The 19,913-nt window shown below is 57.9% G+C and carries 21 protein-coding genes; 4 read left to right on the top strand and 17 right to left on the bottom strand.

The window, feature by feature from the left end; genetic code table 11:
* The first annotated feature begins 131 nt into the window (after positions 1 to 131).
* The gene (locus HFD97_RS09750; protein ID WP_167431395.1) at positions 132 to 1,079 is read left to right on the top strand and encodes a sugar-binding transcriptional regulator; all 948 of its coding nucleotides are present in this window, start codon (positions 132 to 134) and stop codon (positions 1,077 to 1,079) included.
* An 80-nt stretch (positions 1,080 to 1,159) separates the two neighbouring features.
* Here the strand turns inward: HFD97_RS09750 and hisP are convergent, their stop codons facing one another.
* The 15 genes from hisP to HFD97_RS09675 all read right to left on the bottom strand — a co-directional run bounded on the left by hisP (position 1,160) and on the right by HFD97_RS09675 (position 15,339).
* A complete protein-coding gene (gene hisP, locus HFD97_RS09745; protein ID WP_167431394.1) occupies positions 1,160 to 1,933 on the bottom strand; it encodes a histidine ABC transporter ATP-binding protein HisP in 774 nt (257 codons plus the stop codon).
* A gap of 8 nt (positions 1,934 to 1,941) precedes the next feature.
* Positions 1,942 to 2,658: an ABC transporter permease gene (locus HFD97_RS09740; protein ID WP_009088985.1), complete on the bottom strand. Its 717-nt coding sequence runs from the start codon at positions 2,656 to 2,658 to the stop codon at positions 1,942 to 1,944.
* A complete protein-coding gene (locus HFD97_RS09735; protein WP_009088984.1) occupies positions 2,651 to 3,340 on the bottom strand; it encodes a histidine ABC transporter permease HisQ in 690 nt (229 codons plus the stop codon). The genes HFD97_RS09740 and HFD97_RS09735 overlap by 8 nt, the downstream gene beginning before the upstream one ends.
* Positions 3,341 to 3,508: 168 nt before the next feature.
* Complete coding sequence (gene argT / locus HFD97_RS09730) at positions 3,509 to 4,291, bottom strand: lysine/arginine/ornithine ABC transporter substrate-binding protein ArgT (protein ID WP_009088983.1); 783 nt, start codon at positions 4,289 to 4,291, stop codon at positions 3,509 to 3,511.
* A 260-nt stretch (positions 4,292 to 4,551) separates the two neighbouring features.
* Positions 4,552 to 5,121: a UbiX family flavin prenyltransferase gene (locus tag HFD97_RS09725; protein WP_009088982.1), complete on the bottom strand. Its 570-nt coding sequence runs from the start codon at positions 5,119 to 5,121 to the stop codon at positions 4,552 to 4,554.
* A 113-nt stretch (positions 5,122 to 5,234) separates the two neighbouring features.
* Complete coding sequence (gene purF, locus HFD97_RS09720; protein ID WP_009088981.1) at positions 5,235 to 6,752, bottom strand: amidophosphoribosyltransferase; 1,518 nt, start codon at positions 6,750 to 6,752, stop codon at positions 5,235 to 5,237.
* A gap of 37 nt (positions 6,753 to 6,789) precedes the next feature.
* The gene (gene cvpA, locus HFD97_RS09715) at positions 6,790 to 7,275 is read right to left on the bottom strand and encodes a colicin V production protein (RefSeq protein WP_009088980.1); all 486 of its coding nucleotides are present in this window, start codon (positions 7,273 to 7,275) and stop codon (positions 6,790 to 6,792) included.
* Positions 7,276 to 7,538: 263 nt separating this feature from the next.
* Entirely contained in the window at positions 7,539 to 8,321 is a 783-nt protein-coding gene (gene dedD, locus HFD97_RS09710; RefSeq protein ID WP_167431393.1) for a cell division protein DedD, read from the bottom strand.
* Entirely contained in the window at positions 8,311 to 9,579 is a 1,269-nt protein-coding gene (gene folC / locus HFD97_RS09705; protein WP_150028895.1) for a bifunctional tetrahydrofolate synthase/dihydrofolate synthase, read from the bottom strand. Before folC ends, dedD begins: the two co-directional genes overlap by 11 nt.
* A gap of 94 nt (positions 9,580 to 9,673) precedes the next feature.
* Positions 9,674 to 10,588, bottom strand: coding sequence for an acetyl-CoA carboxylase, carboxyltransferase subunit beta (gene accD, locus HFD97_RS09700; protein WP_009088976.1), 915 nt, complete (start codon positions 10,586 to 10,588; stop codon positions 9,674 to 9,676).
* A 144-nt stretch (positions 10,589 to 10,732) separates the two neighbouring features.
* Entirely contained in the window at positions 10,733 to 11,395 is a 663-nt protein-coding gene (locus HFD97_RS09695) for a DedA family protein (RefSeq protein ID WP_009088975.1), read from the bottom strand.
* A 29-nt stretch (positions 11,396 to 11,424) separates the two neighbouring features.
* The gene (truA, locus tag HFD97_RS09690) at positions 11,425 to 12,228 is read right to left on the bottom strand and encodes a tRNA pseudouridine(38-40) synthase TruA (RefSeq protein ID WP_046102282.1); all 804 of its coding nucleotides are present in this window, start codon (positions 12,226 to 12,228) and stop codon (positions 11,425 to 11,427) included.
* Between the two features lie 2 nt (positions 12,229 to 12,230).
* Complete coding sequence (locus tag HFD97_RS09685) at positions 12,231 to 13,238, bottom strand: aspartate-semialdehyde dehydrogenase (protein ID WP_111207526.1); 1,008 nt, start codon at positions 13,236 to 13,238, stop codon at positions 12,231 to 12,233.
* Positions 13,239 to 13,370: 132 nt separating this feature from the next.
* The gene (gene pdxB / locus HFD97_RS09680; protein WP_167431392.1) at positions 13,371 to 14,504 is read right to left on the bottom strand and encodes a 4-phosphoerythronate dehydrogenase PdxB; all 1,134 of its coding nucleotides are present in this window, start codon (positions 14,502 to 14,504) and stop codon (positions 13,371 to 13,373) included.
* A 55-nt stretch (positions 14,505 to 14,559) separates the two neighbouring features.
* Positions 14,560 to 15,339, bottom strand: coding sequence for a helix-turn-helix transcriptional regulator (locus HFD97_RS09675; protein WP_167431391.1), 780 nt, complete (start codon positions 15,337 to 15,339; stop codon positions 14,560 to 14,562).
* 96 nt (positions 15,340 to 15,435) lie between these two features.
* Here HFD97_RS09675 and HFD97_RS09670 point away from each other — a divergent pair, with 96 nt between their 5' ends.
* Positions 15,436 to 16,335, top strand: coding sequence for a DMT family transporter (locus HFD97_RS09670; RefSeq protein ID WP_167431390.1), 900 nt, complete (start codon positions 15,436 to 15,438; stop codon positions 16,333 to 16,335).
* On the opposite strand, the gene HFD97_RS09665 is transcribed toward HFD97_RS09670, so the two are convergent.
* The gene (locus tag HFD97_RS09665; protein WP_167431389.1) at positions 16,316 to 17,704 is read right to left on the bottom strand and encodes a sensor histidine kinase; all 1,389 of its coding nucleotides are present in this window, start codon (positions 17,702 to 17,704) and stop codon (positions 16,316 to 16,318) included. The genes HFD97_RS09670 and HFD97_RS09665 overlap by 20 nt on opposite strands.
* Positions 17,695 to 18,366 carry a transcriptional regulator TctD gene (gene tctD / locus HFD97_RS09660; protein WP_140923021.1) on the bottom strand — a complete coding sequence of 224 codons (672 nt, stop codon included), beginning with the start codon at positions 18,364 to 18,366 and terminating at the stop codon, positions 17,695 to 17,697. Before tctD ends, HFD97_RS09665 begins: the two co-directional genes overlap by 10 nt.
* Positions 18,367 to 18,486: 120 nt before the next feature.
* Here tctD and HFD97_RS09655 point away from each other — a divergent pair, with 120 nt between their 5' ends.
* Together HFD97_RS09655 and HFD97_RS09650 are read left to right on the top strand one after the other, a co-directional pair.
* Entirely contained in the window at positions 18,487 to 19,467 is a 981-nt protein-coding gene (locus tag HFD97_RS09655; protein ID WP_058956892.1) for a tripartite tricarboxylate transporter substrate binding protein, read from the top strand.
* A 12-nt stretch (positions 19,468 to 19,479) separates the two neighbouring features.
* On the top strand, positions 19,480 to 19,911 hold the full coding sequence (locus HFD97_RS09650) for a tripartite tricarboxylate transporter TctB family protein (RefSeq protein WP_167431388.1): 432 nt from the start codon (positions 19,480 to 19,482) through the stop codon (positions 19,909 to 19,911).
* The last annotated feature ends 2 nt before the right edge of the window (positions 19,912 to 19,913 follow it).

The raw sequence follows: 19,913 nt of genomic DNA, 5'->3' as shown, positions 1-19,913 counted from the left end.
TTCATTACGCGGATCCTTCTGCGAACTCTGTCACAAATAATACTTTTGCTCTTTTATTGGGCTTTTGCCCGGTTAGCGCTTTTTGCCCGGCTCGCGTTAAGATGTCTCCCTGAATTCGACGGAACAGCGTGATGAGCAGAGAAGAGAAAAAGCAGGAGCTGGCCGCGCGTGCCGCATGGATGTATTACGTTGCGGGCGTGACACAGCAGGAGATTGCGCAGGCACTGGGATTGTCGCGCCAGGTGGCGCAGCGTCTGGTATCCAGTGCTCGTGAAATGGGCATGGTGAGCGTAAAAATCGATCATCCCGTCACGCACTGTCTGCAGCTGGCGCGTGAAGTCCAGGAGAAGTTTGGCCTGGAACTCTGTCGCGTCGTGCCCTCGGCCAGTCTGAACGAGGATGCCATTCAGCAAATGCTGGCCGTCGAAGGGGCGGCGGTGATGGCGCAGTTCATCAGTGAGGAAGCGCCACAGGTCTTTGGCATTGGTTCCGGTAAAACCTTACGCTCGATCATCGACGCGTTACCCTGGGTGGATCGCCCGCAGCATCATTGCGTTTCGATGATTGGCGCCATCGCGCGGGATGATTCCGGGACACGCTATGATGTCCCGCTGAAGATGGCTGAAAAGATGCAGGGTAAGTATTTCTTTATTCCGGCCCCCCTCTACGCCGACACGCCTGAAGATAAAGCGATGTGGGTGCAGCATAAGGTGTATCAGCGCGTCACCGAACGCGCCTTACGAGCAGACGTAGCCTTTGTCGGGATTGGTGAAGTGATGCCAGGCTGTCCGCTGAACGCCGAGGGATTTATTACCGATGCACAGGTTGAGGCGCTGAATGCGCGTGGCGTCGCGGGCGAGATGCTCGGTCACTTCTTCAATCAGCAGGGTGAACGCGTGTGGGGGGAAACGGATGAACTCCTGACCAGCGTGCATCTGGAAAGCCAGACACAGCGCAAAATCATTGGCTTTGCCGGTAGCGAACGCAAGTACCCGGCGATCCGGGCCGCCTTACAGGGCGGCTGGGTATCGGGTCTGGTGACCGACGAGGACACGGCGCTGAAGTTACTGCAGACGTGACGCAGCGGGCAGGCAGCGTACCGGCGCAGGGCACGTCACGCCGATGCCCTGCTTCCCGCACCTGTCCGCCCCGCTATCCGTTACTTCAGCGATCCCTTGAGGAACTGCTGCAGTCGCGGGCTTTTCGGGTTACCAAACAGCTCCGCAGGCGCTCCCTGCTCTTCGATTTTGCCCTGATGCAGGAATATGACGTGGCTGGAAACGTGGCGGGCGAACTCCATCTCATGGGTAACGACGACCATAGTTTTTCCCTCCTCAGCCAGCTTCTGCATGATGCGCAGCACTTCGCCTACCAGCTCCGGATCGAGCGCTGAGGTCGGCTCATCAAACAGTAACACTTCCGGCTCCATGGCCAGCGCACGCGCAATCGAGACACGCTGCTGCTGACCACCCGAGAGATGAACCGGATACTTCGCCTGTGCCCGTGCGTCAATGCCGACTTTATCGAGATAGCGGATTGCCCGTTCACGCGCTTCCGCCTTGCTCAGTCCCAGCACCTGAAGCGGCGCTTCCATCACGTTTTCCAGCACCGTCATGTGGCTCCAGAGATTGAAGTGCTGGAACACCATGGTCAGGCTGGTGCGCAATGCGCGCAGCTGCTCTTTATCAGCCACTTTCAGCTGACCATCTTTGTCACGGACTAAGTTGATCTGCTGGTTGTTGACGACGATGCTGCCTTCACTCGGTTTTTCGAGAAAGTTGATGCAGCGTAAAAAGGTACTTTTCCCTGAACCGGACGATCCTATGATACTGATCACATCGCCCGCTTTAGCAGTTAACGAGACCCCTTTCAGCACTTCATGTTCACCGTAACGTTTATGCAATTCGGTGACGCTTAATTTATTGTCAGCCATAGTTCTACTCAATGCGATGAAGAGGGTTTCACGTGGGCCAGCCAGCGGCGTTCCGCCAGGCGGAACAGGCTGATCAACACGTAAGAGATAATCAGGTATAACACCGCCGCCAGGCCGAAGGCGGTGAACGGCTGATAGGTCGCGGAGTTAATATCCCGCGCGATTTTCAGCAGATCCGGCACCGTCGCGGTGAAGGCCAGCGCCGTGGAGTGCAGCATCAGAATCACTTCGTTGCTGTAGGCTGGCAGCGCCGTACGCAGCGCCGACGGCAGAATGATGCAGCGATAGAGTTTAAAGGTCGAAAAGCCATATGCCCGCGCCGCCTCAATCTCCCCGTGCGGCACCGAACGAATGGCCCCGGCAAAGATCTCCGTAGTGTAGGCGCAGGTATTAAGCGTAAAGGCGAGTAACGTACAGTTCAGGCCACTGCGGAAAAAGGCATTCAGCAGCTCCGTGCCTTTCACAATCTCCAGCGTGTACATCCCGGAGTAAAACACCAGCAGCTGCACATAGAGCGGCGTGCCACGGAACACGTAGGTAAAGAGCCAGACCGGAAAACTGATAAAGCGATTAGGGGAAACCCGCGCAATCGCCAGCAGAATAGCCAGGCATCCGCCAATGGCGACCGAGAGGATCAGCAGCCAGAGCGTGATCGCCACGCCGGTAAAGCGATAACCGTCTGTCCAGAGCAGCGATTTCCAGTATTCCTGAATAATATCAATCATAAGTCGCCCTCTTCACGCCTACCGTATAGCGCCGGTTCAGCCACCACAGCACGCCATTCGACAGCGTGGTGAACAGCAGGTAAATCACGCCCGCCACGATGGCGAAATAGAACGGCTGCCAGGTACTTTTTCCGGCCAGCTGCGTCGCCTTCACGACATCTTCCAGTCCGAGTAGCGAGACCAGTGCGGTGGCTTTCAGGATCACCTGCCAGTTGTTACCGATGCCGGGCAGCGCATAGCGCATCATGGCCGGGAACAGAATGCGGCGAAACACCTGCGCACCGGTAAAGCCAAACGCGGTGGCCGCTTCAATCTGCCCTTTCGGCACCGCCATAAAGGCACCCCGGAACGTTTCAGTAAAGTAGGCACCATAGATAAAGCCGAGCGTGATGATACCGGCGACCATCGGGTCGATATCAAACTGCGCCATGCCCAGCGCATCGGTGATCTGGTTGAGGACAATCTGCAGACCGTAGAAGATCAGCAGCATTAATACGAGGTCGGGCACGCCACGGATCAGCGTGGTGTAGCCTTCAAAAATCATCGCCAGAGGCCGACTGCGCGACAGTTTCGCGCCTGCGCCGATCAGCCCCAGCAGCACTGCCAGCACGACGGAAGTGAGCGCCAGTTCCAGCGTCACCAGTGTGCCCCTGAGAATTACATCAGAATAGCCATACAGCATCGAAAGGGTCCTGTCGTGGGGTGAAAACAAAACGCTGCCCGCCAGACATCGACGGGCAGTTTAGCTTTATCACTCTGGCGTCTCTGCCATCCGCACGCCGGGGCACAGCGGCGTTAAGCCGTCCGTTCCGGCGGGCTTCAGCACTCAGAGGATAAAGCGACAGGATGGTTAGTCGCCGTACACATTGAAATCGAAGTATTTCTTCGCAATCTTGTCGTAGGTGCCATCTTTACGCATATCAGTAAAGGCTTTGTCGATAGCGGCCTTCAGCTCGCTGTCATCTTTACGCAGCCCCATGCCTGTTCCGACACCAAAGATCTTGTCATCTTTTACCGCCGGACCGGCAAACGCGTAGTTCTTGCCCACCGGCTGCTTCAGGAAACCTTCGCTGGCCTGAACTTCATCCTGGAAAGCGGCATCAATACGGCCCGCATTCAGATCCTGATAGACCAGATCCTGGTTCGCATAAGGCGTAATCGTCACCCCTTTTGGGCGCCAGTTTTCATTGGCATAGGTTTCCTGCGTGGTGCCCTGCAGCAGACCGATGTTTTTGCCTTTCAGCGATTCAATCGTCGGCTCGATTTTTGATCCCTTCGGTGCCACTAAACGTGCGTTGGCGGCGTAGAGTTTTTCTGAGAAGGCGATCTCTTCCTGACGTTTTGCTGTGATGGAGAGTGAGGAGATGATGGCATCAATTTTCTTCGCTTTCAGTGAAGGGATCAGCGCATCGAAATCACTTTCGACATAGGTACATTGGGTATGGATACGTTTGCAGATTTCGTTAGCGAGGTCGATATCGAAGCCCACTAACTTGCCTTGCGCGTTTTTCGACTCAAACGGTGGGTAAGTTGGATCTGTACCGATGCGGATTGACCCCGGAACCGCCGCAAAGACGCTGGCAGCACTGGATAAGCCCAGCATCAGGGAAAGAGCCAGAACACGCTTTTTCATAGATTACCCTCAAGTGAAGTGCTTTTTGTTATGTGGTTCGTGATGTGAATGCGCTAATTAATCTGCATGTTTCATGCCAGATCTGCAAGTTATCCACGCAGTTAGCGTGACGCCAGTGCGGTGAAAACCGCCTGTTTATAGGGGGGAATATAGCAGTGAAGTAAAAGAGAAAAAGCGATGATGTTAACTTTTGGTGCGTCAGATGCACGAAGAGTGATCCGGGGCGCGCTTATGCACTAATTAAGTGCGCCCGCGGAACTTTATGCACCCTGCCAGCGCATAAACAGATCTTCCGGCAGGTCGATATCAAACTGATCGATAACGCGATTAACGGTCTGGTCGATGATCTGCCCGATGGTATCAGGACGGTGATAGAACGCCGGGACGGGCGGCATGATGATAGCCCCCAGTTCGGCCGCCGTGGTCATCATGCGCAGATGACCGACATGCAGCGGGGTCTCGCGCACGCACAACACCAGTTTACGCTGCTCTTTTAACACCACGTCCGCTGCCCGGGTCAGCAGGGAGTCACTGTAGCTGTGAACGATGCCCGACAGGGTTTTCATCGAGCAGGGTAAGATCGCCATGCCCAGCGTTTTAAACGACCCGGAGGAGATATTCGCGGCAATATCGCGCACGTCGTGCACCACATCGGCCAGCGCCTGTACGTCGCGAACCGAGTAGTCGCTCTCCAGTCCCAGCGTCTGTCGCGCCGCCTGACTCATGACCAGATGCGTTTCCACCTCTTCCACCTGCTGCAACACCTGCAGCATGCGCACGCCGTAGATCACCCCGCTTGCGCCAGAGATGCCAATGATGAGTCGTTTCATAGTCCAACCTTGTCTCCGCTAATGCACCATCATAACGCGGCCGGACGATTTCTGAAAACAAACAGGGCGGGATTGCTCCCGCCCTGTTCTGTGCTGTCCGCCTGTCGGGGATATCAGCCTTCGTTGTGCAGCTCGAGATTCTCGACTTCGTTCTGGCGCTGAAGCGCTTTCGCGTCATCATTACGCAGCGACTCAAGATACTCCAGATACTGCTGATCGACATCTTTGGTCACGTAGACGCCGTTGAAAACCGAACATTCAAACTGGGTAATATCCGGATTCTCTTCACGCACCGCTTCGATCAGATCGTTGAGATCCTGGAAAATCAGCGCATCCGCTTTGATCAGCTGGCGGATCTCTTCCACTTCGCGGCCATGGGCAATCAGCTCCGTGGCGCTCGGCATATCGATGCCGTAGACGTTCGGGAAGCGTATTTCCGGGGCCGCTGACGCCAGGTAAACCCGTTTTGCGCCCGCTTCACGCGCCATCTCAATGATCTGCTCGGAAGTGGTGCCACGCACGATGGAGTCGTCCACCAGCAGCACGTTTTTATCACGGAATTCCGCGCGGTTCGCGTTGAGCTTACGACGTACTGCGCTGCGACGTAACTGCTGACCCGGCATGATAAAGGTGCGGCCGACGTAGCGGTTCTTCACGAAGCCCTGGCGATAGGGTTTATCGAGAATACGCGCAATCTCCAGCGCGATATCGGTTGAGGTTTCCGGGATTGGAATCACCACGTCGATATCGAGATCTTCCCACTCGCGGGCAATTTTTTCGCCCAGCTTGGTGCCCATACGGACACGGGCGCTGTAGACCGAAATCTTGTCGAGGAACGAGTCGGGACGTGCAAAATAGACATACTCGAACAGGCACGGATTGCTTTTCGGGTTTTCAGCACACTGACGGGTCGACAGCTGGCCCTCTTCAGTGACATAAACCGCTTCACCCGGCGCCACGTCACGGATGAACTCAAAGCCCAGCGTATCAAGCGCCACGCTCTCTGAGGCAACCATATATTCGGTACGGCCGTCAGCGATGACGCGCTTGCCGAGGACCAGCGGACGAATGCCGTTAGGATCGCGGAAGGCGACCATGCCGTGTCCGATAATCATCGCCACGACGGCGTAAGCGCCGCGCACCTGCTGATGCAGGGCTGCAACCGCAGAAAAAATGTTGTCAGCTTCCAGCGGATCGTTCTGGAAGCGATCCAGTTCCTGCGCAAAGATGTTCAGCAGGATTTCAGAATCTGACGTGGTGTTAACGTGACGGCGACCCTTTTCGAACAGGTGCTTACGCAGTTCATGGGCGTTAGTCAGATTACCGTTGTGCGCCAGAGTGATGCCATAGGGCGAGTTGACGTAGAAAGGCTGCGCTTCAGAGGCACTGGAGCTTCCCGCCGTAGGATAACGCGCGTGACCAATGCCCATGTTGCCCTGCAGACGCTGCATGTGACGTGCTTCGAAAACGTCGCTGACCAGGCCGTTTGCCTTTCGCAGGCGAAAACATTTCAGCGCATCGATAGTACAAATGCCTGCGGCATCCTGCCCGCGGTGCTGGAGCACCGTTAACGCGTCATAGATCGACTGGTTGACCGGCATGAAACCGGTGATACCGACAATACCGCACATGTTGTCATTTCCTCATTAAGCCGCACTCCCGGTCACATCACCGGGGTAAAAAACTCGACGTGCTTTTCAGGTAATCAAAAAACCACCTGATGATATAACTGAACTCGGGAATGAGTTGAGACTGTTGCCAGTCCGGACTTTTGGAAAAGCCAGTGAATGTATCAAGGAAGAACAGCAAAGCGGCCACAATCAGCACACCACGCAACGCCCCGAAACAGACTCCCAACACCCGGTCGGTTCCCGACAGGCCGGTTTTTTCCACCAGCGTGCCGATAACGTAGTTCACTATGGCCCCGACTATCAGGGTTGCCACAAACAGCACACCGATGGCGATACCGTTACGAACCAGTTCGTCGTCAAAACCTGTAAACCAGACTGCAAGGTAGGCGTAGTAATGACTGGCGACAAAAAACGCGCATCCCCAGGTAACAAGAGATAAGGCTTCCCGGACAAACCCACGAATCAGGCTGACCAGAGCCGAAAAACCAACTACCGCAATAATGACGTAATCAATCCAGATCATGAACTCTTCCAGCGCCAGTGCAATTGCACCCCTGCATCCAGTTCGGGGCGCATTCTAACAGAAAAAGAAAACGTTTGCGTAGCGGTTTTCCTTTTCTGCATCCATAAAAAAGGCGATAAAAAAATTCGCTATCGCCCGGGTGATTCTCAGCCGTTCATGCCGTTGAAAATCGTCACTTTTTCCGTCACGCTGCGCTATAAATGAACGCGCCAGCCGGTAAAAGACGCTGCCTGTTACTGCTATCGGCAGCGCCAATCACCCGATTAACGGGCACTATAGGGTTTCACCACACCGCCCAGTCCGGAGATGTTTTTCAGCTCGCCCACTGCGCTCTGCATTTTAGCTTTAGAGGCGTCCGGCCCGACATAAATACGGGTAATCTGCCCCTGCACCGGCGTTGACGGCACGGTAAAGGCGCGATAGCCCGAGAGCCGAAGCTGTGCCACGATCTCGTTCACTTTGCTGGCATTTTTCAGCGCCCCAAGCTGCACCACATACGCCTGTCCTGCCGGCGCGGTAGTCTCTGCCGCTTTCGGCGTCGTCTCTTCCTTCGGCTGCTCAACCGCTTTAGGCTGTTCAGCCGGCTTCGGCTTCGACTGCTCTGCCACTTTCGGCTTCGGCTGTTCCACAGGCTTCGGCTTAGTCTGCTCGGTTACTCTGGCTTTCTGCTGCTCGGTGACCTTCGGCTTCGTGACCGTCTGCGCAGGCGCAGACTGATGAACCGGCGGCGGCGAGACCACAGCCGGATCGCTCTCCTCTTCCGGCTGGGTGCGGCCCTGTTCTGCCGTCACGTTGGTTTTACCGCTGCCGTTACTGCTGCTCACCGCATTGCCCGCCCCTTCCGGCGGCTGCGACGGCAGCGACTGCGTGACCGGCGGCACCATTTCGCTGTCCTGCTGGTCGTCCGGTTTTGGCACCAGCGGAATCGCGGCGAACTCCTCTTTATAATGCTTTTTCTGACCATCCAGCAGCCCTGGCAGGACAATCACGCCAACGGCGACCAGAATAATCGTGCCGACTAAACGGTTCTGAAACTTACTTGCCACGTCCTTTCTCCGTTTCAATCGATTCCATGACCTGCGCCACGGTGTGGAATGACCCACAAACCAGCACAACGTCCTGCGGCGCGGCCTGCTGACGCGCCTGCTGCCAGGCGAGTTCAACCGAGCTGAACGCCTCGCCCTGCGGCAGGCTGCTCAGCAGCTGCTCCGCCGTGGCACCGCGCGGGCCATCGAGTGGCGCGCAGTACCAGGCATCCACCACCGGAGCCAGCGCCGCCAGCGTTCCGGCGATATCTTTATCATGCAGCATACCCACAACCGCGTGCACTTTACCGCGTGCCGGCAGGGCGGCCAGTCGTGAAGCCAGATAGCCCGCCGCATGCGGGTTGTGCGCCACGTCCAGAATCACACGCGGGGATTCACTGATGGTCTGAAAACGTCCTGGCAGCATCGCCAGCGGCAGGCTGGCGCGAATCTGCGCCTCGCTGACCGCCAGCCCGGACATGCGCAGTGCCACCAGTGCCGTCGCCGCGTTGGGCAGCGGCACCTGCGGCAGGGGCAAATCGTTCAGCTCACCGGCCGCATCCCGCAGCGACCAGCTTTCCGCCTGCGCATGAAAGGACCATTCACGGTCGCGCTGCATGAGCTTAGCGCCCTTTTCCTGCGCCACCATGGCGATACTCTGCGGCATTTCCGGCTCACCGACCACCGCCGGTTTGCCTGCCCGGAACACACCCGCTTTTTCCCGCCCGATGCTTTCGCGATCCGGGCCAAGCCAGTCGGTATGATCCAGAGCAATGCTGGTGACGACGGCGACATCAGCATCAACGATATTGGTGGCGTCCAGTCGTCCGCCGAGGCCCACCTCGAGGATCACCACATCCAGCTTCGCCTGGCGAAACAGGTTGAGCGCGGAGAGCGTGCCGAATTCAAAATAGGTCAGTGAAATGTCTGCCCGTCCCGCTTCAATCTCCGCAAAGCTGGCGCAGTGCTGCGCTTCGCTCAGCTCCTCTCCCTGAACCCGGACGCGCTCGGTGTAGCGCACCAGATGGGGTGAGCTGTAGACGCCAACCCGATAGCCTGCGGCCATCAGCAGGGTTTCCAGCGTGCGGCAGGTGGTGCCTTTGCCGTTGGTACCGGCGACGGTAAAAACAAAGGGGGCGGGTTTCAGCAGGTCGAGACGTTGTGCCACCTGGCGAATGCGATCCAGACCCAGTTCGATCGCCTGGGTATGCAGGTGCTCAAGATAATAAAGCCACGTGGCCAAAGGCGACGTGGCTTGAGGAAGGTGAAGATTGTCCATATGTCCCGTTTTGCTTATTGATACCCGGCAGACTGCTGCTGCGGTATACGGTGCATTGGTAAGAGGCGCGGTGGACGCGCCTCTCTATCTCCTGTCAGGCCTCGTTGCTTTCCGATTCAGTCGGCGCAGGGGCGGACTGTTCACCGTCATGCAGCGGTGCCGGCAGGTTCATCATTTTTGCCAGCAGGCTTGCCAGTTTGTAGCGCATTTCCGGACGACGGATGATCATGTCGATCGCGCCCTTTTCAATCAGAAACTCACTGCGCTGGAAGCCTGGCGGCAGTTTTTCACGCACGGTCTGTTCGATAACGCGTGGGCCGGCAAAGCCGATCAGCGCTTTCGGTTCCGCCACGTTGAGGTCACCCAGCATGGCAAAACTGGCGGAAACGCCGCCCATGGTCGGGTCAGTCAGCACGGAAATGTAAGGCAGACCGCGCTCCTGCATTTTCGCCAGCGCCGCACTGGTCTTCGCCATCTGCATCAGCGACATCAGCGCTTCCTGCATACGCGCGCCGCCACTGGCGGAGAAGCAGATCAGCGGACAGTTATCTTCTAACGCCTGCTCAACCGCACGGACAAAACGCGCGCCGACCACAGAGCCCATTGAACCGCCCATAAAGGCAAATTCAAAGGCGGCCGTAACAACCGGCATGCCGTGCAGCTGACCTTTCATCACGATCAATGCATCTTTTTCGCCGGTGTCTTTCTGGGCGGCGACCAGACGATCTTTATACTTCTTGGAGTCGCGGAACTTGAGCAGATCTTTCGGCTCGAGTTCACTGCCAAGCTCAACCAGGGTGCCCTGGTCGAGGAAACTGCCGAGACGCTCACGGGCGTGCATACGCATGTGATGGTCACACTTCGGGCAGACCTCGAGATTACGCTCCAGCTCGGCGCGGTAGAGAACCTGGCCACAGCTGTCACACTTGGTCCAGACCCCTTCCGGGATACTGGCTTTGCGCGCAGGCGTCGTGGTGCTTTTATTAAGAATTCGTTCAATCCAGCTCATTGATGACCTTTCTGTTTAAAACTGACCTGGTCCAGTCGTCTTGATACTGCTGAAAACCGCTTCAGCAGACGGTAAATGTCGCTCATTAAACCACAACCTGTTCAGACTGTGGATAAAAATCTGGTCTTACCCCTGAGCAAAGTCTCAGGGCAGCTTCTGCTGTTTAGCCTGACGGCGATGACGCCAGACTTCGATGACGCCCGGCAGGACGGAGACCAGGATAATGCCCACAATCAACAGCTTCAGGTTTTCCTGCACCACCGGCAGATCGCCAAACAGGTAGCCCGCATAGGAGAAGAGCAGGACCCATAACAGCGCACCGGTGACGTTGAACAGCGCGAAGTGGCGATAGGACATATGGCCCATACCGGCAACAAACGGCGCAAACGTGCGGACGATTGGCACAAAACGCGCCAGGATGATGGTTTTTCCGCCGTGACGGGCATAAAACGCATGAGTTTTATCCAGATAACTGCGGCGGAAAATCTTCGAGTCCGGGTTACTGAACAACCGTTCGCCAAACAGCCGGCCAATGGTGTAGTTCACCGCATCGCCCAGAATCGCGGCGGTCACTAACAGCGCCACCATCAGATGCACATTCAGATCGTTCCCCGGCAGGGCTGCCAGCGCGCCTGCGACAAACAGCAGGGAGTCGCCCGGCAGGAAGGGCGTCACCACCAGTCCGGTTTCGCAGAACAAAATCAGGAACAAAATCGCGTAAATCCAGACGCCGTACTGAGCAACCAGCTCGGCAAGGTGCACATCAATGTGCAGAATAAAATCAACCAGAAAATGGAGGAACTCCATAGCGTGCCCTTTAATGTCCTGAAAGTGAATTAATCCGCGAGGAACAGGGGTCCCATCGGCGGCTGTGGTAACGCAAAGTGGGATGGATAATCCACCGCCACCAGATACAACCCTTCTGCCCGGGCTGTAGCGGCCGCTAACGTCCGATCTTTCGCCGCCAGCAGCGTTGCCATCCATGACTCCGGCTTGTTGCCGCAGCCTATCTCCATCAGGCTGCCCACGATATTGCGCACCATGTGATGCACAAAGGCGTTGGCTTTGATATCCACAATCACGTAAGGACCCTGACGCGTCACGTTGAGGTGAATCACGTTGCGCCACGGCGTACGCGACTGGCACTGCACCGCGCGGAATGAGGTGAAATCATTCTCGCCCAGCAGGCATTGCCCGGCGCGCTGCATCTTTTCCGCATCCAGAGGATGGTAAAAGTGCGTCACGCCCTGCGCCAGCACCGCCGGACGCAGACGCTGATTGTAGATCAGGTAGCGATAGCGGCGGGCGGTGGCGCTGAAGCGGGCATGGAAATCTTCCGGCACCGCTTTCACCCAGCGAACGGCTATGTCCGGCGGCAGATTGGCGTTGACGCCCAGCGTCCAGGCGCCGTCAGGCCGCTGCGCCGTGGTGTCGAAATGGACCACCTGCCCGGTGCCGTGCACCCCGGCATCTGTCCGGCCGGCACAAAAGATGCTGACCGGATGATCGGCGACTTTCGACAGCGCACGCTCAACCTTCTCCTGCACGCTGCGGACTTCATTCTGGCGCTGCCAGCCGTAGTAACGGCTGCCGTCATACTCTATGCCGAGCGCCAGTTTTTGCGTCTGACCTTCGGACATGCTTACAGGTACTCCTGAACCAGTTTCTCTGCGGTTTTCACCGCCATCAGCGCGCCGCCGAAACGGATGTTGTCCGCCACGGACCAGAACTGCAGCAGTTCCGGGATGCCGTAATCGTTGCGCACAGCGCCGATGCTGAGTTCGCCGTTGCCTGATGCATCCGTAACCGGCGTCGGCACCTCATCTTCTTCGCTGAGACGAATGTCAGACGCCAGCGCCAGTTCGGCACGCGCTTCCTCCGCCGAGAGCGGACGCAGGTTTTCAATGTGCACGATCTGCGCATTTCCGTAGAAGACCGGCGCCTGAACGCTGCTGACCGCAATCGGCAGGCCTTCGTCCTGCAGCACTTTACGCACCTGCTCAACCACCCGGCGCTCACTCTCAACGCTGCCTTCCGCATCCGCCTGTTGCGGCATCAGGTTAAACGCCAGCTGACGACCAAAATGGTGATCGTCGGCCGGGATGCCATTCAGCAGGCGGGCACTTTCACCGGCCAGCGCATCGACCGCCACTTTGCCGTAGCTGGAGACCGAGATCAGATTGGTCACCTGCAGGCGGCTCAGTCCGGCCGCATCGAGCAGCGGTTTAATCGCGGTCAGCAGCTGGCTGACCAGATTATCCGCCACGCTGATGATATTGCGATTACGGTAATCCGCCAGCACGTGCGGGTTCACATCCGGTACCACCAGCGGCACGTCCGGCTCCAGCGCAAACAGCTCGCTGCTGTCGATGACCAGACACCCGGCGTTGGCCGCTTCCTCCGCAAAACGGGCTGAGGCGTCACGCCCCGCGACGAAAAAGGCCAGCTGCGCCTGCGACCAGTCGAACGTCTCTGCATTTTCGACCCGCAACGTGCGGCCCTCGAAACGTTTGTTTTCGCCCGCGCTATTTTCGCTGGCCAGCAGATACAATTCACCAACCGGGAACTGGCGTTCCGCCAGCAGTTCCAGTACAGCGTTCCCTACTGCGCCTGTCGCGCCCAGTAGCGCAATATTCCAGCCGTCAGACATGTTGGTTTACTCCAGACAATGACATAAAAACAGAAGGCGGTGATATTCACCGCCCAGGGATTCAGATTTATCCCCCTCCTTAACCCGGCACGCGGCAGCGCCGCCTGCGTTCACTGCGGCATCGCGCGCCGGTTACGCCGGAGAGTGGATTGCGTTAAAGCCCAGCTGATTCAGCATCTCAGCCGTGGTGGCGTCATTACACTTCACCCGCAGCGATGACCACTCACGGCGCTCCAGATATTGCTTACGCAGGCGATCAAATTCGCCGGGCTGCGCCGCCACTTTTCGCAGGGGGGCATCATCGCGGCGCACATCATACACCAGATGCGCCAGGCGTTTCAGCGTTGGCTGATCCAGCGGACCATTCAGGGTGATGTCACTGAATTCCGGCTCCGGCAGCAGGGTGCTGAGCGGCACCTGCTGCGGCTGACCGATAAAGTCACACCAGGCTTCGAACACCTGGGTCGTGCCGCGAGCCTTGCCTTCCAGCGTGTAGCCTGCAATGTGTGGCGTGGCAATGTCGACCCTGTCCAGCAGCGCCAGAGAGAGATCCGGCTCCGGCTCCCAGACATCCAGCACCACGCTAAGGTCGTGCCGCATTTTCAGCACCTCCAGCAGCGCGACGTTGTCGACCACCGGGCCGCGACAGGCGTTAATCAGAATAGTGTTGGGCTTCAGCGCCATCAGCAGCGCGGCATCGGCCAGGTGCCAGCTCTTATAAGGCCCCTCTTTAAACAGCGGCGTGTGGAAAGTCAGGATATCGGCCTGCGCGGTCACCGCCTCCAGCGACAGGAAATCCCCTTCGTCACCGCGATCGGCGCGCGGCGGATCGCACAGCAGGGTTTTGATGCCCCAGGCTTCCAGGCGCTTCTGCAGCCGTCCACCGACGTTGCCGACACCCACGATGCCGACCGTGCGATCGCGCAGCTGGAAACCATCACGTTCCGCCAGCAGCAGCAGCGCGGAGAAAACGTACTCCACCACCGCAATGGCGTTGCAGCCGGGCGCCGCAGAAAACGCAATGCCGGCCTGCTGCAGCCAGGCCTCGTCGATATGATCGGTGCCCGCCGTGGCGGTGCCGACAAATTTCACCGGCTTGCCCGCCAGCAGCGCCTCATTCACCTGCGTCACTGAGCGCACCATTAGCCCGCTGGCATCGGCCAGTTCATCCACCGGCAGCGGACGTCCCGGTACCGCGACCACGTCGCCGGTCCGGCTGAACAACTCACGGGCATAAGGCATATTTTCATCGACCAGAATTTTCACCACGGCTTTCCTGTCTGTTGCATGAGAGGCAATTATTCTGGCACAAAGCACCGCGTTAGCCTAACCGGGTGCGGTAGCGCTCCGGCGTGGTGCCCGCCTGCTGCTGAAACATCACAATCAGCGCCGAGGCGGAACTGTATCCCAGCTCATGGGCGATACTCTGCACGCTTTCGCCCTGCTCCAGCAGCACGATGGCGCGCAGAAAGCGCAGCCGCTGCCGCCATTCACCAAACGTCATGTGAAGCTGCTGCTGGCAGCGCCGCGCCAGCGTCCGTTCGGTGGTAAAGACCCGCGCCGCCCAGCCTGCCAGGGTAGTGTTATCCCCCGGGCTGGCTTCAAGCGCATGGAGCACCGGTGCAAGAAATTTATCCTGTGAGGTGGGCAGAAAACTCTCCTGCACCTCCGCCAGCAGCAGGCGATCGCGCAGTACCTCACACAGCCGCCACTGCGCTTCGGTTTCGGGCTGTTCAAGCTGTTGATCGGCAAAGGTATCCAGGATGGCGTGTGCAATTGCGTCGATTCGCATCAGGCAGGCCTGCTGCGGCAGACCAGCGCAAAGCGGGGCCGCCAGATTAAAGGTGCGGAACTGCGCCTGACGATGGTTATAACTGCTGTGCTGCTGCCCCGGCGGGATCCAGACCGGCATGTCAGCCGGGGTCAGCAGGCGTTCACCCTCTACCTGCATCTCCAGCACGTAACTCTTTACCAGAATCAGCTGGCCCCAGGCATGGGCATGCGGCAGATATTCCGTGCGGGCATTGGCCTGTTCATAGCGCATAAAGTAGCGCAGCTGCGAGACGTCGGCTGGCGGCTGGTAGGTCACTTTCAGAATCATTCTGTCCGCTCTGTTAAAATTTTTGTCCGATATTAACTATCTGGATAAAACCGGACAAGCGTACACTGCGTCGCATTCTGATTCAGGAGAGTGCGTATGTTTTTTCTCTATCCGCTCGGTGCGGTGATGATCTGGTCGATCAACGCGATCGTCAGCAAACTGTCGGCCAGCGCGATCGATCCGGCAGCCATCTCATTTTATCGCTGGCTGCTGGCGCTGCTGGTGCTGACGCCGTTTGTGCTGCCCGGTGTGTGGCGCGCCCGTCAGGCGATTAAGCCCCATCTCTGGCGGCTGGCGATACTCGGTCTGCTTGGCATGGTGCTCTACCAGAGCCTCGCCTATTACGCGGCGCACAGTGTCAGCGCCCTCTTTATGGGGATCATCGGCGCGCTGATCCCACTGCTTACCGTCCTGCTGAGCGTGGTGATCCTGCGTATTGCGCCGACATCCGGCATCCTGTTCGGCAGCATCCTCTCCTTTGGCGGTCTGGTGTGGCTGGTCAGTGAGGGCGACGTGATGCAGCTGCTGCATCACGGACTGGGTAAAGGGGAGCTGATGATGCTGGCGGCTTCCATCGCCTATGCCCTTTATGGCGTGCTGACTAAGCGCTGGGCGCTGCCGCTGCCCATCTGGCACAGCCTCTATGTACAGATTCTGGCTGGTGTCCTGATGCTGCTGCCCGGCTTTCTGCTGGCACCTGATGTCTCGCTTGACCGGCATAACCTGCCGCTGGTGATGTTTGCTGGCCTGTTCGCCTCCCTTATCGCGCCATTTTTGTGGATCCACGGGGTGCAGCGCCTCGGCGCGAGCACCACCAGCATCTTTATGAATCTGACACCGTTGTTTACGGCGCTTATCGCCGTGCTGTTTCTTCATGAGCAGCTGCACAGCTACCACTGGATCGGCGGGGGGCTGACGCTGGGCGGGGTGATCCTGGCGCAGCGACTGCGCACGCCCTTAACCCGGTGTAAATGGGTTAACCTGCGTAAGTTTTAAATAATATGGTCACCCGCAGTCCGCCCAGGAGCGGACTGCGATCCAGGTGCATGGTTGCCCCATGCCAGGCACAGATATCCTGCACCAGTGCGAGACCGATACCGGCTCCCGGCTGGATACCGACATTGTCCAGCCGCTGAAAAGGCTGTAACGCCTTCAGCTGCTCCGCCCCCTCAATGCCCGGCCCGCTGTCCTCAATTTCAAGGCCCCCCACAATCACCCGCGCGGTGACAATGCCGCGACAGGGGGTATATTTAATCGCATTGTCCAGCAGGTTGGCGCACAGTTCGCCAATCAGCACGCCATCGCCCCTGACCAGACAACTCTCTTCCCCTTCGAAACCCAGATCGATCTGCCGGGTACGGGCCGCCATATAGCGGCTGAAACAGGCATCGCGCACGATAGCCGCTAAATCAACCCGCGCCATCGGTTTATCCTCGCCATGACGCGCTTTGATACGGGCTAACTGTAACAGCCGATCGGTCAGAATAATGGTCTCATCCAGTGTATGACGCATCCCGAGCAGACTCTCCTGCCAGGCTTCAGGACGCTCACTGCTGAGCGCGACGCTGACCTGCGTTTTGAGGATGGTCAGCGGTGTGCGCAGCTGATGTGCCGCGTCAGCACTGAAACGATCCTGGCGCGCCAGCAGTCCCCGCAGTCGGGCAAGATAGCGGTTAAAGGCGATGATAAGCGGTTGCAGTTCTGACCACGGCAAGGAGGGAAGAGGCGTTAATTCGCCACCGTCGCGCTGCAACACGATGCGCGACAGCCGCCGTAGCGGGCGCAAAACCCGACGCAGCATCAGGCTGGCCAGCAGCAGTGTCATCAGAACCAGTCCGCTCTGGCTGATCAGCGCAGTTTGCATTAGCTGGCGGGCAAACTCCTGACGTGAGTTGATGGTTTCAGCCACCAGCACCAGCGCCATGCCATCCACTCCCGCTTCGCTCACCGGCTGCCATAATGCCGCAACGCGAATCCGATGCTGGTGATAGCGTCCATCATAAAAATGCACCAGTGCGGGATAAGCGTTCGACATTTTGCTGGTGATGGGTATGGGCGGCAGATCGTTATAGCCCGATAACGTTTTTCCCTGCGGTGAAATCACCTGATAAAAGAGCTGATCGTTCATGTTACGTTCGAAGCTGTCGAGCACAACCCACGGCACATCAACCTCCAGATGCTGTTCCCGCACCACCAGCCGCTCTGCCACCGTTCGCGCCGACGCCAGCAGCGAACGGTCATAAGCCTGATTAGCGGCCGCCAGCCCGCTCTGATAGTGGGTATAGACTGAGAGCGCCCAGAGCAGTAAAAGTGGCAGGCCAAACCATGCCAGCAGCTCACCCCGTAGCGAATGAATCAGCCGCATGAGAGCGTTTCCAGGCTGTAACCCAGCCCGCGCAGGGTCACGATCGCCACGTTGCTGCCTGCCAGCTTTTTACGCACCCGATGTACATAGAGCTCAATACTCTCCGGGCTGGCTTCATCTGACAGGGTAAAGGTCTGCTCGTACAGTGACTGACGCGAAACCGGCCTGCCCTGCCGCTGCATGAGTGTCGTCAGGATGCTTGCTTCCCGCGGCGTCAGCGCCAGGGGTCTGTCTGCCAGCAGAAAATAGCCTTCGCCATCCAGCACCAGCTGACCCAGTGACTGGTTTTGCGATGTGTGACTCTGACTGCGTCGCAGCAGCGCCCGTAACCGCGCTTCGAGTTCATCCATTTCAAAGGGTTTCGTCAGGTAGTCATCTGCCCCCAGGTTCAGACCCCGTACACGATCGTCCAGCGCACTGCGTGCAGTCAGTAGCAATACTGGCACACTTTGTCCGCGTCGCCGCAACCGTGCCAGCACCTCCAGTCCATCCATGCGTGGCAGTGAAATATCGAGCACGACCAGTGCATAGGCTTCACATTGCAAAGCATGGTCGGCCGCCATTCCATCCGCGACCCGGTCGACGGCGAACCCTTTTTGGGTGAGAGCTTTTTCCAGCCAGCGTGCCAGGTCTTCCGTATCTTCAACCAGTAAGAGACGCATATCACATCCTGCTATTAAATCCGCGCACTGAAAGGTAAATGAAAGGTAACTGTTTTAACAATTCGGTAACGCTGATGTTTCAGCGGCAATCACACTCTGGAAGAATGAATGGAGCATAAGATGAAAAAAATCATCCATACCGCCCTTGCCACTACCCTGCTGTCGCTGATGGCAACACCCCTCGTTGCCGCCGGGGAGCCCGGTCGCACCGAATGTATCGCGCCAGCTAAACCGGGTGGCGGGTTCGATCTCACCTGCAAGCTATTGCAGGTCTCTCTTCAGGAAACCGGACAAATTAAGACGCCGATGCGTGTCACCTACATGCCCGGCGGTGTCGGCGCGGTGGCCTACAACGCGATTATTGCCCAGCGGCCGGCTGAAGCGGGCACCGTGGTCGCCTTCTCTGGCGGCTCACTGCTGAACCTTTCACAGGGTAAGTTTGGTCGTTATACCGTGGACGACGTTAAGTGGCTGGCGGCGGTAGGTACCGATTACGGCATGGTGGCCGTTCGTGAGGATGCACCGTGGAAAACGTTAGGTGAGCTGATGACGGCGATGAAAGCCGATCCAACCAAAGTGGTGGTCGGTGCCGGTGCGTCAATAGGCAGTCAGGACTGGATGAAAACGGCGTTGCTGGCGCGCGAAGCGGGAATTGATCCACGCAAAATGCGTTATGTCGCCTTTGAAGGCGGCGGTGAGCCGGTAACCGCCCTGCTCGGAAACCATATTCAGGTGGTCTCAGGTGATATGAGTGAGATGGTGCCGCATCTGCAGGGCGGCAAAATGCGGGTGCTGGCCGTGATGTCCGATCAGCGTCTTCCGGGTCAGCTGGCCGGGGTACCCACGGCAAAAGAGCAGGGTTTCAATATCGTCTGGCCGATTATTCGTGGCTATTACCTCGGTCCAAAAGTCAGTGATGCGGATTATCAGTGGTGGGAACAGGCCTTTAAAAAAATGGCTGAGACGCCGGAGTTTAAAAAGCAGCGTGATCTGCGCGGACTGTTCGAATTTAACCTGACAGGCCAGGCACTCGACAGCTACGTGAAGAAGCAGGTGGCGGATTACCGTGAGCAGGCCAAATCCTTTGGTCTGGCCAAATAACGGGAGCAGATGATGAGCGATCGCATTTTTGCCAGCCTGTGGCTGGCGCTCTGCCTTGGCGGCATGATGATGGCCTGGCAGATTCAGAGTGAATACAGCTACGAACCCGTCGGGCCGCGTCCTTTCCCGATGGGGATCCTTGGCCTGATGGCCATCTGCGCCCTGCTGATGCTCTTTCGGAAACCGGACACCATTCAGTGGCCCGCAGCTGGCACGCTGAAACGGCTGGTAGCGCTGGCGCTGATGATGATGCTCTATGGCTGGCTGTTTGAGACGCTGGGCTTTGCCATCTGCACGACGGTGCTGACCTTTGGCATCGGCCTGCTGTTTGGGGCGCGCTGGTGGGCCGCCGCGCTGGCCGGGCTGGTGATGGGCAGCTCGCTGTTTTACGCATTTGACCGTCTGCTGGAAGTCACCCTTCCGGTCGGCAGCTGGCTGAGTTAAGG

The sequence above is a fragment of the Pantoea sp. EKM103V genome (assembly GCF_011800365.1).
In the GTDB taxonomy this organism is placed as follows: Bacteria; Pseudomonadota; Gammaproteobacteria; order Enterobacterales; family Enterobacteriaceae; genus Pantoea; species Pantoea anthophila.
The sequence above is the reverse complement of the archived record's forward strand: the minus strand, read 5'-3'. Positions and strand labels throughout refer to the sequence as shown.

What these genes read in the sequence shown, in the direction of transcription:
- HFD97_RS09750 (WP_167431395.1), top strand. Translation starts at nt 132, where the DNA reads ATGAGCAGAGAAGAGAAAAAGCAGGAGCTGGCCGCGCGTGCCGCATGG.
- hisP (WP_167431394.1), bottom strand. Translation starts at nt 1,933, where the DNA reads ATGGCTGACAATAAATTAAGCGTCACCGAATTGCATAAACGTTACGGT.
- HFD97_RS09740 (WP_009088985.1), bottom strand. Translation starts at nt 2,658, where the DNA reads ATGATTGATATTATTCAGGAATACTGGAAATCGCTGCTCTGGACAGAC.
- HFD97_RS09735 (WP_009088984.1), bottom strand. Translation starts at nt 3,340, where the DNA reads ATGCTGTATGGCTATTCTGATGTAATTCTCAGGGGCACACTGGTGACG.
- argT (WP_009088983.1), bottom strand. Translation starts at nt 4,291, where the DNA reads ATGAAAAAGCGTGTTCTGGCTCTTTCCCTGATGCTGGGCTTATCCAGT.
- HFD97_RS09725 (WP_009088982.1), bottom strand. Translation starts at nt 5,121, where the DNA reads ATGAAACGACTCATCATTGGCATCTCTGGCGCAAGCGGGGTGATCTAC.
- purF (WP_009088981.1), bottom strand. Translation starts at nt 6,752, where the DNA reads ATGTGCGGTATTGTCGGTATCACCGGTTTCATGCCGGTCAACCAGTCG.
- cvpA (WP_009088980.1), bottom strand. Translation starts at nt 7,275, where the DNA reads ATGATCTGGATTGATTACGTCATTATTGCGGTAGTTGGTTTTTCGGCT.
- folC (WP_150028895.1), bottom strand. Translation starts at nt 9,579, where the DNA reads ATGGACAATCTTCACCTTCCTCAAGCCACGTCGCCTTTGGCCACGTGG.
- accD (WP_009088976.1), bottom strand. Translation starts at nt 10,588, where the DNA reads ATGAGCTGGATTGAACGAATTCTTAATAAAAGCACCACGACGCCTGCG.
- HFD97_RS09695 (WP_009088975.1), bottom strand. Translation starts at nt 11,395, where the DNA reads ATGGAGTTCCTCCATTTTCTGGTTGATTTTATTCTGCACATTGATGTG.
- truA (WP_046102282.1), bottom strand. Translation starts at nt 12,228, where the DNA reads ATGTCCGAAGGTCAGACGCAAAAACTGGCGCTCGGCATAGAGTATGAC.
- HFD97_RS09685 (WP_111207526.1), bottom strand. Translation starts at nt 13,238, where the DNA reads ATGTCTGACGGCTGGAATATTGCGCTACTGGGCGCGACAGGCGCAGTA.
- HFD97_RS09675 (WP_167431391.1), bottom strand. Translation starts at nt 15,339, where the DNA reads ATGATTCTGAAAGTGACCTACCAGCCGCCAGCCGACGTCTCGCAGCTG.
- HFD97_RS09670 (WP_167431390.1), top strand. Translation starts at nt 15,436, where the DNA reads ATGTTTTTTCTCTATCCGCTCGGTGCGGTGATGATCTGGTCGATCAAC.
- HFD97_RS09665 (WP_167431389.1), bottom strand. Translation starts at nt 17,704, where the DNA reads ATGCGGCTGATTCATTCGCTACGGGGTGAGCTGCTGGCATGGTTTGGC.
- tctD (WP_140923021.1), bottom strand. Translation starts at nt 18,366, where the DNA reads ATGCGTCTCTTACTGGTTGAAGATACGGAAGACCTGGCACGCTGGCTG.
- HFD97_RS09655 (WP_058956892.1), top strand. Translation starts at nt 18,487, where the DNA reads ATGAAAAAAATCATCCATACCGCCCTTGCCACTACCCTGCTGTCGCTG.
- HFD97_RS09650 (WP_167431388.1), top strand. Translation starts at nt 19,480, where the DNA reads ATGAGCGATCGCATTTTTGCCAGCCTGTGGCTGGCGCTCTGCCTTGGC.